This window comes from Paenibacillus antibioticophila, assembly GCF_000455265.1.
Taxonomy (GTDB): domain Bacteria; phylum Bacillota; class Bacilli; order Paenibacillales; family Paenibacillaceae; genus Fontibacillus; species Fontibacillus antibioticophila.
Map to the genome: position 1 here is coordinate 1,670,640 of NZ_HG005139.1, position 15,269 is coordinate 1,685,908.

17 protein-coding genes and 1 riboswitch are annotated in these 15,269 nt (G+C 51.0%); of the genes, 11 read left to right on the top strand and 6 right to left on the bottom strand.

Going from position 1 to position 15,269, the window contains the following annotated elements; genetic code table 11:
* From TX85_RS27435 to TX85_RS07620, 5 genes are all read left to right on the top strand, one after another.
* Window positions 1-409: ATP-binding cassette domain-containing protein (locus TX85_RS27435; protein WP_044478493.1), on the top strand; the 409-nt coding region annotated here is incomplete at its 5' end.
* 116 nt (window positions 410-525) lie between these two features.
* Window positions 526-819 (top strand): antibiotic biosynthesis monooxygenase family protein, encoded by a 294-nt coding sequence (locus tag TX85_RS07605; RefSeq protein WP_044478494.1) that lies wholly within the window; start codon window positions 526-528, stop codon window positions 817-819.
* Window positions 800-1,345 carry a GNAT family N-acetyltransferase gene (locus TX85_RS07610; protein ID WP_044478495.1) on the top strand — a complete coding sequence of 182 codons (546 nt, stop codon included), beginning with the start codon at window positions 800-802 and terminating at the stop codon, window positions 1,343-1,345. The genes TX85_RS07605 and TX85_RS07610 overlap by 20 nt, the downstream gene beginning before the upstream one ends.
* Complete coding sequence (locus TX85_RS07615; RefSeq protein ID WP_044478497.1) at window positions 1,342-1,959, top strand: TVP38/TMEM64 family protein; 618 nt, start codon at window positions 1,342-1,344, stop codon at window positions 1,957-1,959. Before TX85_RS07610 ends, TX85_RS07615 begins: the two co-directional genes overlap by 4 nt.
* Window positions 1,960-2,009: 50 nt before the next feature.
* Window positions 2,010-3,230 (top strand): MFS transporter, encoded by a 1,221-nt coding sequence (locus TX85_RS07620; RefSeq protein ID WP_392391812.1) that lies wholly within the window; start codon window positions 2,010-2,012, stop codon window positions 3,228-3,230.
* A 33-nt stretch (window positions 3,231-3,263) separates the two neighbouring features.
* Here the strand turns inward: TX85_RS07620 and TX85_RS07625 are convergent, their stop codons facing one another.
* Complete coding sequence (locus TX85_RS07625; RefSeq protein ID WP_044478498.1) at window positions 3,264-3,959, bottom strand: metal-dependent hydrolase; 696 nt, start codon at window positions 3,957-3,959, stop codon at window positions 3,264-3,266.
* A 134-nt stretch (window positions 3,960-4,093) separates the two neighbouring features.
* Between TX85_RS07625 and TX85_RS07630 the strand changes: the two genes are divergently transcribed.
* Entirely contained in the window at window positions 4,094-4,744 is a 651-nt protein-coding gene (locus TX85_RS07630) for a bifunctional 4-hydroxy-2-oxoglutarate aldolase/2-dehydro-3-deoxy-phosphogluconate aldolase (protein WP_044478499.1), read from the top strand.
* Between the two features lie 1,797 nt (window positions 4,745-6,541).
* Window positions 6,542-7,438 (top strand): RNA polymerase sigma factor RpoD, encoded by an 897-nt coding sequence (rpoD, locus tag TX85_RS07635; RefSeq protein ID WP_044478500.1) that lies wholly within the window; start codon window positions 6,542-6,544, stop codon window positions 7,436-7,438.
* A 44-nt stretch (window positions 7,439-7,482) separates the two neighbouring features.
* Here the strand turns inward: rpoD and TX85_RS07640 are convergent, their stop codons facing one another.
* Window positions 7,483-8,580, bottom strand: a complete 1,098-nt coding sequence (locus TX85_RS07640; RefSeq protein WP_233500643.1) for a S1 family peptidase — start codon at window positions 8,578-8,580, stop codon at window positions 7,483-7,485.
* Between the two features lie 84 nt (window positions 8,581-8,664).
* Between TX85_RS07640 and TX85_RS07645 the strand changes: the two genes are divergently transcribed.
* Window positions 8,665-9,999 (top strand): voltage-gated chloride channel family protein, encoded by a 1,335-nt coding sequence (locus TX85_RS07645; RefSeq protein WP_392391813.1) that lies wholly within the window; start codon window positions 8,665-8,667, stop codon window positions 9,997-9,999.
* Between the two features lie 71 nt (window positions 10,000-10,070).
* On the opposite strand, the gene TX85_RS07650 is transcribed toward TX85_RS07645, so the two are convergent.
* Complete coding sequence (locus tag TX85_RS07650) at window positions 10,071-10,484, bottom strand: DUF4183 domain-containing protein (RefSeq protein ID WP_044478502.1); 414 nt, start codon at window positions 10,482-10,484, stop codon at window positions 10,071-10,073.
* Between the two features lie 230 nt (window positions 10,485-10,714).
* On the opposite strand from TX85_RS07650, the gene TX85_RS07655 reads away from it, so the two are divergent.
* Window positions 10,715-11,596, top strand: a complete 882-nt coding sequence (locus TX85_RS07655; RefSeq protein ID WP_044478503.1) for a radical SAM/SPASM domain-containing protein — start codon at window positions 10,715-10,717, stop codon at window positions 11,594-11,596.
* Between the two features lie 106 nt (window positions 11,597-11,702).
* Here TX85_RS07655 and TX85_RS07660 read toward each other — a convergent pair whose 3' ends face one another.
* The 3 genes from TX85_RS07660 to namA are packed head-to-tail and all read right to left on the bottom strand — an operon-like array spanning window position 11,703 to window position 14,287.
* The gene (locus TX85_RS07660; protein ID WP_044478504.1) at window positions 11,703-12,539 is read right to left on the bottom strand and encodes a 1,4-dihydroxy-6-naphthoate synthase; all 837 of its coding nucleotides are present in this window, start codon (window positions 12,537-12,539) and stop codon (window positions 11,703-11,705) included.
* Entirely contained in the window at window positions 12,536-13,240 is a 705-nt protein-coding gene (locus TX85_RS07665) for a futalosine hydrolase (RefSeq protein WP_044478506.1), read from the bottom strand. Before TX85_RS07665 ends, TX85_RS07660 begins: the two co-directional genes overlap by 4 nt.
* Before the next feature lie 36 nt (window positions 13,241-13,276).
* Window positions 13,277-14,287: an NADPH dehydrogenase NamA gene (gene namA / locus TX85_RS07670; protein ID WP_044478507.1), complete on the bottom strand. Its 1,011-nt coding sequence runs from the start codon at window positions 14,285-14,287 to the stop codon at window positions 13,277-13,279.
* 135 nt (window positions 14,288-14,422) lie between these two features.
* Window positions 14,423-14,521, top strand: a riboswitch (guanidine-I (ykkC/yxkD leader).
* A 91-nt stretch (window positions 14,522-14,612) separates the two neighbouring features.
* On the opposite strand from namA, the gene TX85_RS07675 reads away from it, so the two are divergent.
* Together TX85_RS07675 and TX85_RS07680 are read left to right on the top strand one after the other, a co-directional pair.
* Window positions 14,613-14,954, top strand: a complete 342-nt coding sequence (locus TX85_RS07675; protein WP_044478508.1) for a DMT family transporter — start codon at window positions 14,613-14,615, stop codon at window positions 14,952-14,954.
* Window positions 14,954-15,268, top strand: a complete 315-nt coding sequence (locus TX85_RS07680; RefSeq protein WP_044478509.1) for a DMT family transporter — start codon at window positions 14,954-14,956, stop codon at window positions 15,266-15,268. Before TX85_RS07675 ends, TX85_RS07680 begins: the two co-directional genes overlap by 1 nt.
* Window position 15,269: the final 1 nt, after the last annotated feature.

Consider the following 15,269-nt stretch of genomic DNA (forward strand, 5'->3'; position numbering starts at 1 on the left):
ACAGCTCAGCCGTCTGGGGATCGGACTGGAAGAACGTCTCAAGGCGAAGGTCGGCACGCTGTCAGGCGGCGAAAGACAGGCGCTAAGCCTGTTGATGGCGACCTTTACCGAGCCGCAAATTTTGCTGCTTGACGAGCATACGGCTGCGCTGGATCCGGCACGGGCCGAATTGGTCACGCGCTTGACTCAAGCTATTGTAGAAGAGCTGAAGCTGACCACATTGATGGTGACACACAATATGGAGCAGGCAATTCGACTCGGAAACCGTCTCATTATGATGGACGGCGGGCGCATTATTCTGGATTTCAATGAGGAGCGGAAATCGGATCTGACGACTGAGCGTTTGCTTGGCGAGTTTGAGCGTATCAGCGGACACAAGCTGGCTGATGACCGCGTCGTACTTGGGTAATCTGCTGTCGAGACCGTCAGCTGGCCTTACTAGGCCGGTCTGGCGGTTTTTCATATGGCTTTTCGTTCATAATGTCGCAGGTCCGTGCTATAATCGATTAACGGAGGGGATGAAGCATGATACTGGAAGCAGCCCAGCTTCAAGTTAAGCCAGGCTTGATAAATGATTTTGAGAGTAATTTCCGTAAAGCATCCAAGATAATCTCACAGATGCCCGGATATCTATCGCATGAGCTACATAAATGTGTTGAGACAGAAGATAAGTATTTATTGCTTGTGAAATGGGAGTCCATCACTGCACATGAGGTCGGATTCCGCAAATCGCCTCAATATGAAGAGTGGAAAGCCTTATTGCATCATTTTTATGACCCTTTCCCAACGGTGGAACACTATGTACAAATTAAAAATTAACGATTATACCCTGCAGGATGCTGTTCTGTCTGATCTAGGGGATATTGTATCGATCTATAACGAGACCATTGCCGGACGAATGGTAACAGCCGATCTTGAACCGGTGTCTGTGGAGAGCCGGGTGAACTGGTTCAAGGAGCATTCACCGGATCACCGGCCTTTATGGGTGCTGAAATCCGGAGACAAGGTTGCGGCTTGGATCAGCTTTCAATCGTTCTATGGCCGGCCTGCTTATTCGGCAACCGCCGAGATCAGCATCTATATTTCCGAGGCCTATCGCTCCAAAGGCATAGGCAAAATACTCCTGGAGCAGGCGCTGGCCTTTTGTCCGCGAATCGGCGTGCTGACCTTGCTGGGCTTTGTCTTTGCGCATAACGAGCCAAGCCTGGCGCTGCTCAGAAAGTTCGGCTTTGAAGAGTGGGCTTTTTTACCTCGTGTTGCTAATCTAGATGGAATTGAGCGAGATCTGGTCATTTTGGGACGCCGAATAGATTCGGAGATCGAGATAGGAGAAGAGCTCCATTGAACGAATGGATTGAATCGATAACCGGGTGGCTGCTGGATGCTACCCAACTCAGCGGATTCGGCATACTTGCCATTACATTGCCGCTAGCCTTGATTCAAGGCACTTTCGGCGTGTTCCCCTTTGCGACCATTGTAATGCTGCATATTTCAACGCTTGGTGTGGCGCAGGGATTACTGGCGAGCTGGTTCACCGGATCGGTTGCTGGAATGATCGTATATTGGCTTTGTAAAACGACGTTTACAGAATGGATCAGCAAAAAATGGATGTACAAGCTGGAGAGATACGAAAAATGGCAGCGAAGTCTTGAGCGTTACGGGGTGTGGGCCGTGATTTTTTTGCGGACGATTCCAATCATGCCTAACAATCTGATCTCCTTCATGGCCGCGATCTCCAAGCTGAAGACAGCATCATATACCTGGTCCAATGCGGCAGGCAACTTATCGAGCATTTGGCTGTTCGGTATTTTAAGTGCTTCAATCGTATTTCCGGATATGGATTTGCGCAAGTTGATTTTCTCTTACGTGTTATTTCTTGCCTTGCTGCTATCTATGTTTGTTATTCGCCAGCGTCTGATGAAGCATCGGGAACATCATAAAAGCTCAGTGAAATCCTAATAATCATAATAGATGATAGATGGGCAGACCTTTAAATGGAGGCAGCAGGAATGAATATGAACGATAAGGCAGATGCCGTGACAAAGCCGAAACAAAGAAAGTTGCTATTTAGTGCAGGCCTAAGCTGGATGTTCGATGCGATGGATGTCGGGCTGATTTCATTTATTATCGCGGCGCTGGCTGCCGAGTGGAGCCTTTTGCCAGAGCAGACAGGCCTATTCACCAGCATAAATTCCATAGGCATGGCGGTTGGGGCGGCCATATCAGGCATACTCGCCGACAAATATGGCCGGAAAGCAATTCTGCTGTGGACGCTCCTGATTTTCTCGGTGGCCAGCGGATTGTCAGCCTTGGCAACCAGCTTCACCGTATTGTGCTTGTTGCGTTTTGTAGCAGGCTTCGGCCTTGGCGGAGAACTGCCGGTCGCTTCAACACTTGTATCGGAATCAGTTCCGGCAAAAGAGCGTGGACGAGCGGTCGTTCTGCTAGAGAGCTTCTGGGCTGCAGGCTGGATCTTGTCGGCCTTGATCGCTTACTTTGTGATTCCAAAGTACGGATGGCAGGCAGCCTTCATTCTTGGCGCAGTACCGGCGCTCTATGCGCTGTACTTGCGCAAATCAATTCAAGATCCTCCCCGTTATGTCCGGAGTACGGAGAGGCTTACGCTGGGTCAAAGCTTTATGTCCGTGTGGGCATCGCCGCACCGCAAGTCTACAATCATGCTGTGGATTCTCTGGTTTACCGTGGTCTTCTCCTACTATGGCATGTTTTTGTGGCTGCCAACGGTGATGGGGCTGAAGGGTTTCAGCCTAGTCAAGAGCTTTGAGTACGTTCTGATTATGACGCTGGCTCAGCTCCCTGGATATTTCACCGCAGCTTATCTGATTGAGAAGCTAGGCCGAAAGTTTGTATTGGTCGTCTATCTGCTTCTAACTGCTGTCAGTGCGGCCTGGTTCGGCAATGCCACCAGCGAGGGCATGCTGATTGCGGCGGGGATGTGCCTGTCATTCTTTAACTTGGGGGCATGGGGCGGCATGTATGCTTATACGCCAGAATTATATCCTACTTCAGTTCGTTCGACCGGTGTCGGCCTTGCCGCTTCGTTCGGCCGGGTTGGAGGAATTATCGCTCCGTTCATGGTTGGGATGCTTGTAGCGAGACAAGTACAGATCGGGTCCATATTCTGGATTTTCTTCGTAACGATTCTAATCGGAGCTGCGGCGGTATTATGGCTGGGAACCGAGACCAAAGGAAAAGAGCTTATCGATTAAGATAAGCTCTTTACGTCTATTCTGATTAGGGAATCACTCGAGCTCGGAGGATTGAATGAATTCTCCCGGCATGAGAGCCCGTCCTTGAATGCCCGATTCCTTCAAGGTTCTTACAAACAGATCGCCGTCCTGTTGAATTAGCCCGAAGGTATTGTAGTGAATTGGAACGACATGTCGTGCCTGCAGCCACTTGGCAGCCGTAAGAGCATCCTCCGGACCCATCGTGAAGTAATCCCCGATCGGCAGAAAAGCGAGATCAATACGGCGGCGTTCGCCGATGAGCTTCATATCACTGAACAAGGCGGTATCCCCGGCGTGATAGATCGTAAGCCCGTCCAGCTCAAGGACAATTCCTGCCGGGACACCCATATAGATGTTCGTTCCCTCAACCTCAATGGAGGAGGTGTGAAGCGCTGGTGTCAGGCGGAGCCGGCCAAAGGGAAACGGAAAGCTTCCGCCCAGATTCAGACCGGAGGTCTTTAGCCCTTTGTTAGCAAAATAATTGGCCAGTTCAACGATCGCGACAATTTCAGCACCGGTTCTCCGTGCAATCGGCTCTGCATCTCCGATATGGTCGGAATGCCCGTGGGTCAGCAGGATATAATCGGCCTGAATCGAGTCCGCCTTGCCGCTGCTTGAGGGGTTACCTGTGATGAAGGGGTCGATCAGAAGCTTGTAATCTCCGGTATCAATATGAACCGTGGAATGCCCAAGATAGGTAATCTTCATCCTTCATTACTCCTTTATTGGCAAATGTTGTACTGATTTCATTCTCTATTATAAAGAAACGAAATGCCTGTGTCATATCGCCAGAGCATCCATGCCCAGAATTCTGGATGCTTCGAACCGAGGAGGAGAGTCTTATGTCAAAGAATTTGCTGGATCAACTAAAAGAGGAGAGGATAGTAGCTATTTTGCGCGGTATTCCCAAGGAAAGGGCTAATCAGATTGCTCATGCTCTTTGCGAGGGCGGGATTGTCTTTACGGAGGTCACGATGAATACGGAGGGAGCGACCCGGATGATCTCAGACTGGAGAGAGCAATTCGGAGAGAGAATGCGGATCGGGGCCGGTACCGTGCTGGATCTTAAGACAGCTCAGGAAGCGGCCTCTGCCGGCGCCGAATACCTAGTCTCCCCAAATCTGGACGAATCCGTTGTTGAGTATGCATTAAGCCGGGGCTTATCCGTTTTTCCAGGGGCAATGACCCCAACCGAAATTATCCGGGCGTGGAAAGCTGGCGCAACCGCGGTGAAGATTTTTCCTATGGCTACATTAGGGGTGAGCTATTTGAAGGAAATACGTGCTCCGCTGGATCATATCCCGATGCTGGCGACCGGAGGGGTACGAATGGATAATATTCGCGAATTTCTCGCCGCCGGTGCTGTTGCAGTCGGTATAGGCGGGTATCTGGTGAATCCTGCGCTTGTGAGGGAAGGCCGCTATGAGCGGATTGCGCAAAATGCCAAGGATCTGGTTCGGGCTGTCAAGTCCTATGGACCTTCGCTTGTCTGACTGGCATTCCGGTCCTGTTCCGAATTTCACTAGCTCTAATGCGCAATAGCAAAGGATAGTTAAACATCGGAGGGCGAGTTAGAGGGGCAGCGTGTGAAGGGTTGCTACGATCGCTGTTGTTCGCGGATTTCTTTAATTGGACTAAGCTCTCGTAAGGGAGAAATCCGCTCACAAAGGCGAACGCTAACGCTCTATGCTTCCGAAGTAGCTTTCTTACAGAAAGCTTTTACCTTCACACTTATGCCCTGACTACTTCGCCTTTACGGTTTAACTGTAATGCAGTCTGCACATGGCTGAGCCATAAGCAGTGCTGCATGAGCTTGCGGCCTGCGGAATCATGCAAGCAGGGTACCACGCGCGCTAGAGTTGCGCCCTGCCCTAATGATGCTCCAAGCCTTGTAACGAAACTTCGCCTGCCCTGCTAGTACTGAAGTTTTCTCCGAGCTTAACTTGACCCACCGGCATTCCACCTTGCTCCGAACCTTATCCGCTCTTATTGACCAACCTTATTCTGCTCATGCTCATCCGGTCGCGATTTAGTGAAATTACTTACCTTAAAATCTTCATTCGACGCACGAACCCGCTTTTAGTGAAAAAACTTACCTTAGATCGCCAGTAACTAGCCAAATCCGTGTTTTAGTCCACTTTAAGTACAAAAATTTCACTATATCCGCATTTCTATCATTTCCACTGAATTTAAGCTAACTTTTTTCACTGCATGCGTAAGACCATATTTTCATACGGTCGACCGACCACTGTCATGCTGCGAGACACCGCGTCCTGTGAACGGTGCGCTCTGTGCGAGGTGTACGTATACGTATTTGGTGGGGGATGTTGCTGAACTACTGTAATAACTCCTGGGGCGGATAGAGTTGCACTCCGCTCACGATGCTCCTGCCTTGCGCGAACTTCGCTTGTCAGACTGGCCATTCCAGTCTTGCTTCGAACTTCACTCGCCCTACTTGAGTAACCTCATTCTGGTCACCCTTCAGTAAAGTCTGCATGCAATGGTTCAGCGTATAAGCCGGATGAACGAGCCTGAATGTGCATGTCGAGGGATTCGAGTGCTTAATCACCGCATGAACGGCATTGTTAGCAATTAATTTGCATTCGGCACCTATAAAGCCGGACTAAAGCCTGCGCTAAAAGGGTATAAGTGTGAAGGTTGGTGTAGAAACGGAGTGGTCGCCTTTGCGAGCTACCTTGTTATGGCTTATTCAATCAAGAAATCCGCGAGCAACAGCGAGCGAAGGCAACCTTCACACGTTACCCCCCGGCACGCAGAATCACTAGCCAGCTTTTTTGTGCTGCACAATGAGGCCGAATTTCATCCTTAACCAAGAAATTTGCATAGCATAGCCGAAGATGATGGATACTTTGATCAGGCTGTTCAACAGTTCATAAAGGGGATTATATCCGAGGACAAATAAAGTTCTTCTCAAAAGAAGGAATTCGTTAGTCGGGGAGCGAAAGATTTTAGTAATCGGTGATTCTTTGTATTCTCTTAACGATTCACTTGTTTAGAAGAAAGACGCAATGTGTCGAGAATGGCGGAATAAGGAAAGAAACATGAAAAAAGCGTCAACAACACGTGTCGACGCTTCATAAAATGACAGAAATTATCCTTGTTAAACATATTAAAATATGCTACAATGACGGATAGTCAAAACATATAATTTCTAACCAATATTGCTTATATATTAGCATATTACCGCCGATTTGTCAAATAAAGTGTATCGAAGTTAGAGAGAGAGCAGCCATTTATTTTTCCATATATTAGGGTGGGGGTCTGTAACCATGACAGAAGACTTGACCAAGAACCATGAACTTGATTTTGCGGATGACCTGTCATTGCCTCCGGGCGTGAAAATTGATGATCCGGTGCGGATGTATTTGAAGGAGATCGGCCGTGTTCCGCTTCTGTCTGCCGATGAAGAAATTCAATTGGCCCAGCGGATTGAGCAAGGGGATGAGGAAGCTAAACGACGTCTGGCCGAAGCGAATCTTCGACTTGTAGTTAGTATTGCTCGCCGCTATGTCGGTCGGGGAATGGTATTCCTTGATTTGATTCAGGAAGGCAATATGGGCTTAATTAAGGCTGTCGAAAAGTTCGATTATTCCAAGGGTTTTAAATTCAGTACCTATGCCACCTGGTGGATTCGCCAAGCCATTACAAGAGCGATTGCTGACCAAGCGAGAACGATCCGGATTCCGGTTCATATGGTGGAGACGATCAATAAGCTGATACGGGTATCCAGACAGCTGTTGCAAGAGATCGGCCGCGAGCCTACACCGGAGGAAATTGCGCAGGAGATGGATCTGACGCCGGAGAAGGTTCGGGAGATTATGAAGATCGCCCAGGAGCCAGTCTCGCTTGAGACTCCAATCGGTGAGGAAAATGACTCAAACCTTGGTGATTTTATTGAGGATCATGATGCTCCTGCTCCTGCGGAAGCAGCAGCTTATGAGTTATTGAAGGAACAGCTGGAAGAAGTGCTTGATACGCTGACCGAGCGGGAAGAGAATGTTCTTCGTCTTCGTTTCGGTATGGATGATGGTAGAACCCGTACCCTCGAGGAAGTCGGCAAGGAGTTCGGGGTCACAAGAGAACGGATCCGGCAGATTGAAGCCAAAGCTCTGCGTAAGCTTAGACACCCAAGCCGCAGCAAGCGGTTGAAGGATTTCATGGAATAAGGCAGAGAGGAAAGCATTCGCTTTCCTCTTTTTCTATTATTGGTCTATCGCTGATGATGGCAATGATACGGAGTCAGCCTTTTGCGTAATTGTGAATTTAATGGTCGGACACACATGTAGGATTTTCTCTTCCCTCTGGCGGGTGAGTTCAATGCGGATCGGCCTGAACGGGCAACACGAGTCCCGAACACCTTCATGAACCAGTCAATCGGATAGGCAATGGAAAGCCGGCCTTCATCGGAACCGGCAAAATTAACGGCGGCGGCTTGGTTGCCGGATTTGGTCAGCCAGACGGAGCCGGAATCCCCGGAGAGAGAGACGGGCTTTTTGCCGCGAATTACACTTTGATTCTTGAAAGTGATGGTTCCCAGATTGCCGTAACTGCCGTAATCTACCTGAATATCGGTATGAATGGACTCAACGCGCCCGGAGACAATGCCTGTGGTTCGGCCTACCTTCTTCATTCGATCTCCGATTTTATAGGTGCTTACATATCCAGGAACGTTTCCGAACACTGCATATTTGGGCGCTAGCAAGCGGCGGCGTAACGGTGCGGAGAGCGCGGCATCCAGATAATTGGGTTTGTTTTTATGGAGCTTGATAAATCGGGTCATGATCCCGATTTGATCCTTCCGCAGTGTTCCGTTATCAGCCGCTCCCGGTTGAAGCGTTGGAGAATAGCGGCTGCTGTTCTCATTTACAAGCACATGATTATTGCTCAGGATATATCTGGACCGCGGGCGACCTTTATCGCTGACAATTAGTCCGGTTGTACCCGAACCCTCCGGTGTTCCCACGCTATACCCGGCTATCACCGGGCGAATTCTGCGCCGGAAACGACCGCCGGAGCAGTCGACGGCGTTTTTTCGAAATTTCCCTGTTCCGACGATTCGGACAGGGACCTGCTTCTTAACTGCAGAAGGCAGGAGCGGCGGTTTTCTTCTCACAGGAGAGCCCGATTTGGTTCGAGGGGCGGAGGTAGTCACAGCTTTGTCGGCGTATACAATGAGGGCGGCCCCTTTATGGGGCTTGGCAGGGTCCTTGTATCCCACTCCTACGCCGTGAATTCCCCGTTTTTTGAGCATGGATGCCGCGTAACGCTGTTTCACCAGATAGGCACGTTTAAAACTGACCAATGACATCACCTTTTCTTCTTGGATTGCTTTATACTATGCAAAGGGGAAGAAGGGTGTATGTTCCTAAGGCTGAAATAAGGAGCAATTGGCATGATAAAAGCATCGGATATGAAAAGAAGATTAGCCAAGTGGGCCGGCAAGGAATCCTATTCCGGATTGATGGCTTCATTCTTAAAATGGGTGGTGCTTGGAGCCCTAATCGGTATTTTAACGGGAAGCGCATCCGCCCTGTTCCTGAAGGGGCTGGATGCAGTGACAGCGTATCGCATGGATCAGCCTTGGCTATTATATCTTCTTCCATTGGGCGGAGCATTGGTCAGTTTTCTTTATATGAGGTATGGCAAAAATAGCGGTCGGGGCAACAATCTGATTCTGGAGCAGGTACGGGGCGGACAAGAGACCATCCCTTTGCGGATGGCGCCTCTGGTGTTATTCGGAACACTGGTCACCCATCTCCTTGGCGGGTCAGCGGGAAGAGAAGGGACAGCGGTTCAAATGGGCGGCAGTCTTGCTGAAGGGGTTGGCAGGCTGATTCGCATTGATGCGGAGGATCGCAAGCTGCTGCTGATGTGCGGAATCAGCGGAGGATTTGGTTCCGTCTTCGGGACGCCGCTTGCCGGAACGATTTTCGGTCTGGAGGTCATAGCGATCGGCATGATCAGCCACCGTTCACTTGTTCCTTGCTTTACAGCGAGCTTTGTTGGGAACTTGACAGCGACCTACGTCTTGAAGGTCGGACATCTCCATTACGATATGGGACAGGTCCCGGGGTTGTCCGGCTTGATTTTGTTAAAGGTCTGCTTTGCCGCCATTTTGTTTGGCTTGACTGCCCGTCTCTTCAGTGAACTTTGCCACGCTTTTAAAAAAGCATTCACCCGGTTGTTTCCAAATCCGGTCCTGAAGACGGCGGCAGGAGGGGTGGCTGTCATTGTATTGGTATTTGTGGCCGGGACCCGGGACTATCTGGGATTAGGCATTCCGCTGATTCAGGACTCCTTTGAAGAAGGAGGTGTATCGCCATTCGCCTTCCTTTGGAAGCTGTTATTTACATCCGTTACACTAGGCGCAGGATTCCAGGGAGGGGAAGTGACACCGCTATTCGCTATCGGAGCTGCTCTCGGATCTTCTTTAGCGACACTGCTCCATATGTATGGTCCATTTCTGCCTGCCTTAGGATTCATTGCTGTATTCTGCGGAGCTGCCAATACACCGCTGGCCTGTTTCATCATGGGTATTGAGCTGTTTGGCTCCGAGGGAGCCGTTTATTTGATGATTGTTTGCATTATCAGCTATATTTTCTCGGGACATACCGGGATTTACAGCTCACAGCAGATTGGCATCCCGAAGGGCAGCATGCTGCTCATGCCCGGCGAAAGCTATACACTGGAAGAGTGGAAGCAGCGGAAGCGTTCGAAGCAAGATTAAGTGATCCTGAGGCGCTGTCTGAACCAGGCAGCGCCTCAGGTCTGTTCATGGCATAGATGCAGGGCAATGAGTTAGGTAATAATTGTGATCGTAGGCGCCGAAATGTCTGGAGGTGTTGTCATATCAGAGGTGACTCCGGCAAGACTAACAATTTCAAGTACGACCGGCACACCGGCAATGAGATCCGTGGTAGCCAGTACAAGAGAGGCTGTCGTAAGCGTCGATAATGAAGCTTGCTGAATAGTGCCGTTAATATATACGTTGAAGTAGTCGCTGGTACCCAATTCCGGCAAGGCTGTAACAGGTGCATCCGCATCGTCAACAAAGCTGGCGGCAGCAATCGTAGTGTCTGTTGCACCGATCATCCCGGCGTCAATAATGGCCAAGAAGCGGGTGGAATCCGGTGTGATCACCGTGGTCACTGTTCCTCCCGTGGCAACAGGTGCAGAGGATACAGCAGTAAAGTAGGGTTTAATAACAGGCATTTCTCTCACCTCCTTCCTAGCAAATAGAATCGAATTATATCGATCCTCTATAATGTAATATGTTTACCTTGAGACTGAAACGGCGATTCTCCACTGCCTGTAAATCTGTGTCCCCTAATTGGGGAATTCGTCCAGAGCAAGGGAGCTTGTTGCGCTGAAATTGGAAGTTGGGAGTTTGTGATAAATCAGTTACAATAGAATAACTACGGGATAAAGCAGGTTAGGAATCTATGAAAAAGTTCAAAAAATTCTATATCGAAACAACAAGTATTTGTAATTTGTCTTGCAGCTTTTGCCCACCGACGCAGCGGCAGGCCCGATTTATCGCGCTGGAGGAGTTCAAGCATATTCTTGACGAGATTAAGCCTCATACAGATTATATTTATTTTCACTTAAAGGGAGAGCCGCTGCTGCATCCGAAGATTGACCAAATGCTGGATATCAGCGAGGAAAAGGGCTTTAAGGTGAACATTACGACAAATGGCACCTTGATCCGTAAGGCGGCTCCGAAGCTGCTAGGCAAGCCGGCACTGCGGCAAATGAACTTCTCGCTGCACAGCTTTGATGGACATGAAGGCTCTGTGGACCGGGAAGGCTACATCCAAAGCGTACTGTCCTTTGTCCGCGAAGCCACCTCGATTTCGGACATGCTGGTGTCCTTCCGGCTCTGGAATTTGACACAGGATAATGAAACGAATCTTCAACGCAGCCGCAACCGGGAGACTTTAGCCATGATCGAAAAGGAGTTTAACCTTGATTATAAGATCGAAGAGAGGGTAGTTCCCGGCAGTGGAGTCAAGCTGGCTGAACGGATCTATCTGAATCAGGATCATGAGTTTGAGTGGCCAAGCCTGCATGCAAAGGAAGACGAAGGAAGGGGCTTCTGCCACGCGCTGCGAAATCAGGCAGGTATCCTTGTGGATGGAACGGTGGTACCTTGCTGTCTGGATGGAGAAGGGATCATCAATCTTGGCAACGTGCACCAAGCTCCTTTTTCCGAGATCATTGAAGGGGAGCGGGCAAACCGCCTCTATGATGGTTTTTCCCGCCGCACAGCAGTTGAAGAGCTCTGCAGGAAATGCGGGTACCGGCAACGGTTTGGCGGAGCGTAACGAACGGAAAGAACATAGGAGAGAACGATGAAATGTTAAAAAAAGAGCAGACTTACAGGTCGAAATACCTGAAGGTCTGCTCTTTCAATTGTTATAGGAATTGAAGTTACTTGAAGCTCAACAATTCGGGATTTACAGCGGGTACGATGCCCTCGCGTGCCGCCCGGTCCAGCAGGGCATGAACCGCAGCATATCCGTCGGCGCCGAGATCTTCCGTAAAATCATTCACATAGAGCCCGATATGGGCTTCGGTTACTTCAGGAGCCATCTCCTGGGCATGAGAACGAACAAATTCGGCGGAAGCCTCGGGATGCTGCCAGGCATAGCGCACCGATTCCCGAATCCAGCCGCTAAGTGCCTCCAGATCAAGGGAACGGCGTGCGATAATGGCGCCTAGCGGAATCGGAAGCCCGGTGTCTGTTTCCCACCAGTTGCCGAGATCTGCCAGCAAATGAAGACCGTAAGCAGGGTAGGTGAAGCGTGCTTCATGGATGACGAGCCCGGCATCGATGGTTCCATTCTGTACGGCAGGCATAATTTCATCAAACGGCATGACGACGATTTCTCCTATGCCGCCGGGAATGTGAGCCGCAGCCCATAAGCGAAACAGAAGATAAGCTGTCGAACGCTCGCTGGGTACGGCTACTTTACGACCGGACAGGTCCTGTGGACCGGCAATGCCTCCGGCGGTCAGAACAAGCGGGCCGCAGCCGCGACCCAATGCGCCCCCGCAAGGGAGCAGCGCATACTCTTCCAGGACCCAGGGGAGGGCGGCAAATGAAATCTTCAATACATCAGGGCCTTGTCCACTGGCAGCAAGCCCGTTCGTGATATCAATATCTGCAAAGGTCACGTCAAATTCCGGCGCACCGGGAACCAGACCATGAACCAGAGCATGGAAGACAAAGGTGTCGTTCGGACACGGGGAAAAAGCAATTTTCATGAGTGCAGCACCTCCGGTAGATAAGAGCAGGCCGCTTCAAGCGCCTGCAGGGCATCGCCGATTTTCCACAGCTCGCGCTGCCTCGGACCGACGAGGTTTGAGATCGTCCTTAGCTCAAGGACGGGCAAATTCAGTCTGCGGGCTGCGACGGCCACGCCGAAGCCTTCCATGGCTTCGGCCGCTGCGCCGGGAATGCGCGCAGCAAGCAAGGCCGCGGTAGCGGCGGTGCCGGTCACGGTGGACAGGGTCAGCACCGGTCCACGGCACACCGCCATGCCCGCGGCTTGCAGGCCTTCCAGCAGGCGGCCTGCAAGCACGGCCTCGGCTTCGATCCTGGCGGATCCGAAGCCAAGCTCCTCCACGCCGGTGAAACCGTCCGGCGTCTCGGCACCCAGATCCGCGGCGATCAGCTCGCTCGCGATCACCACAGACCCGAGCGGCGCCCGCTCCGCAAAGCCGCCGCCGATGCCGGCGCTGATCACCAGATCATACGCGCCGGAAGCCAACTCGGCCGCTGTGGATGCAGCGGCCATCGCCGGCCCGACCCCGGCAAGGCGCACCGTGAATTCCGGTGCGCTTGCCGATGGCCGGGCCGCGTGGAGGCCTCGCAGCACCGCTTCGCGCTCGGCCTCCACCGCAGTCATGATCAGAACCCGCCTGATGACAGCGGGTTCTATGCTTGTGCTAGGTTGATTCTCCATCAATTCGAATCACTCCATCTCCAGGATAGGGCTGTATTAAGAGCGAAGATATTGTCTTGGACGCTCGATGTCAGCGCCAAATTCCTTCGCCGCATTTAATGCCCAATACGGATTCCGCAGCAGTTCACGACCGAGCAGCACCAGATCCGCCCGGCCATTGCCCAGGATTTCCTCTGCCTGGTTTGCTGTTGTGATCAGGCCGACAGCTCCGGTAGGGATGCCGACTTGGTTGCGAATTGCATCGGACAAGCCGATCTGATAGCCAGGGAAGACATTAATTTTGGCAGGGACCACGCCGCCTGAGCTGCAGTCGATCAAATCGACGCCTTGTGCTTTCATTTGTTGTGAATAAGCAAGATACTGATCCAGATGGTTGCCTTGTTCATCGTATTCCTCCGCCGAGATTCTAACGAAGATTGGACCGCTCCATTCGGACTTCGAGGCTTCAATCACCTCACCCAGCAGACGGTAGCGATTATCCGGATTCCCGCCATATTCATCCTGACGATGATTGGTCAGCGGGGAGAGGAACTGGTTCAACAAATAACCGTGCGCTGCATGAAGCTCAATGACGTCAAACCCGGCCTCCCGGGCGCGGCGCGCCGCCTGCTCGAAGGCTTCTACAGTCCGCTCTATTTGCTGCTTGTCCATTTCGGCTGGTGTTTTCATATCGGGGAAAGGAATAGCAGAAGGAGCATAAATGGTTCCTTCCAGGTCCGCTTTCCGTCCGGCATGGGCAAGCTGGATTCCTGCCTTGGCCCCATGCTGGTGAATCAGATCGGTGATTTCCTTGAGTCCTGCAATATGCTCATCGCTCCAAATCCCGAGATCCTGGTCGCTAATGCGGCCCTCCGGTGTAACGGCTGTAGCTTCCAGTATAATAAGACCAACGCCGCCTACGGCACGGGTTGCATAGTGAGTCCGGTGCCAGTCTGCGACTTTACCGTCTTTATTTGGGGAAGAATACATGCACATCGGCGCCATAACGATCCGATTCTTGAAGGTTACTTCCTTGATCGTATAAGGGGAAAATAATTTGGTGTTCATTCTTCCACTCCTCATCTCTATATCGATTGAACAGATTAAATTGCTCGTTATCTATGTTAGAACAAAGCTTCGAGAGTTACAAGTTGCCGCAAGTCTACTATTGACATCCGGGCCCGTACGGGTTAATATGAATTCCAGTTTGTTCTCTAGGGTTCCGCGGCGCTTGCCGGTCCATGGTCCGAGAGAGAACACGCAGCCATGCTGCGGACACGGAGGGATAAAAGCCCGGGAGGATATCTTTTTGATATCTTTCCGGGCTTTTTTGGCTCCATGCAAGCCGACGGAAGACCGGAACAGATCATCATACAAACCGGAGGTGTTTTTCATGAACAAGGATTGGATTAAGGTATTTGCGGCCGCATTCTTTGAGGTGTTATGGGTCATCGGCTTGAAGCATGCGGACAGCTTCTGGACATGGGGCGGGACGATTATTGCGATTGTTATTAGCTTCTATGGCATGATTATGGCGGGCAAGAAGCTGCCTGTAGGAACGGTATATGCGGTATTTGTCGGATTGGGTACAGCCGGGACCGTCTTGTCGGAAGTGTTGTTTTTTGGCGAGCCGTTTAAATTGGCCAAGATTCTGCTAATCCTGCTCTTGCTGGCAGGCGTGATCGGACTGAAGCTGGTTACGAAGGATCAAGCACAGGAAGGAGCTGAATCCTGATGGCCTGGATTACATTAGTGCTGGCCGGACTTTTTGAGATGTTCGGCGTTACGATGATCAATAAGTGGCACAAGGATCAGAAATGGCAATCGTTAGTCATGCTCGTTGTCGGATTCGGGCTGAGCTTTGTCTTCCTGGCCTATGCGATGGAGACTTTGCCGATGGGAACCGCCTATGCTATATGGACAGGGATAGGCGCTTCAGGCGGCGCAATTCTGGGAATGGTTCTGTACAATGAATCCAAGGATTGGAGAAGAATCGTGTTCATCAGCATGGTGCTATGCGCAGCTGTCGGCCTGAAACTGGTATCCTAGA

Excerpts from the sequence above, each read along its gene's own strand:
- namA (WP_044478507.1), bottom strand. The coding sequence starts at position 14,287 with ATGAACACCAAATTATTTTCCCCTTATACGATCAAGGAAGTAACCTTC.
- TX85_RS07605 (WP_044478494.1), top strand. The coding sequence starts at position 526 with ATGATACTGGAAGCAGCCCAGCTTCAAGTTAAGCCAGGCTTGATAAAT.
- TX85_RS07640 (WP_233500643.1), bottom strand. The coding sequence starts at position 8,580 with ATGTCATTGGTCAGTTTTAAACGTGCCTATCTGGTGAAACAGCGTTAC.
- TX85_RS07680 (WP_044478509.1), top strand. The coding sequence starts at position 14,954 with ATGGCCTGGATTACATTAGTGCTGGCCGGACTTTTTGAGATGTTCGGC.
- TX85_RS07655 (WP_044478503.1), top strand. The coding sequence starts at position 10,715 with ATGAAAAAGTTCAAAAAATTCTATATCGAAACAACAAGTATTTGTAAT.
- TX85_RS07650 (WP_044478502.1), bottom strand. The coding sequence starts at position 10,484 with ATGCCTGTTATTAAACCCTACTTTACTGCTGTATCCTCTGCACCTGTT.
- TX85_RS07645 (WP_392391813.1), top strand. The coding sequence starts at position 8,665 with ATGATAAAAGCATCGGATATGAAAAGAAGATTAGCCAAGTGGGCCGGC.
- TX85_RS07620 (WP_392391812.1), top strand. The coding sequence starts at position 2,010 with ATGAATATGAACGATAAGGCAGATGCCGTGACAAAGCCGAAACAAAGA.
- TX85_RS07675 (WP_044478508.1), top strand. The coding sequence starts at position 14,613 with ATGAACAAGGATTGGATTAAGGTATTTGCGGCCGCATTCTTTGAGGTG.
- TX85_RS07630 (WP_044478499.1), top strand. The coding sequence starts at position 4,094 with ATGTCAAAGAATTTGCTGGATCAACTAAAAGAGGAGAGGATAGTAGCT.
- TX85_RS07625 (WP_044478498.1), bottom strand. The coding sequence starts at position 3,959 with ATGAAGATTACCTATCTTGGGCATTCCACGGTTCATATTGATACCGGA.
- TX85_RS07665 (WP_044478506.1), bottom strand. The coding sequence starts at position 13,240 with ATGGAGAATCAACCTAGCACAAGCATAGAACCCGCTGTCATCAGGCGG.
- TX85_RS07660 (WP_044478504.1), bottom strand. The coding sequence starts at position 12,539 with ATGAAAATTGCTTTTTCCCCGTGTCCGAACGACACCTTTGTCTTCCAT.
- TX85_RS07610 (WP_044478495.1), top strand. The coding sequence starts at position 800 with ATGTACAAATTAAAAATTAACGATTATACCCTGCAGGATGCTGTTCTG.
- rpoD (WP_044478500.1), top strand. The coding sequence starts at position 6,542 with ATGACAGAAGACTTGACCAAGAACCATGAACTTGATTTTGCGGATGAC.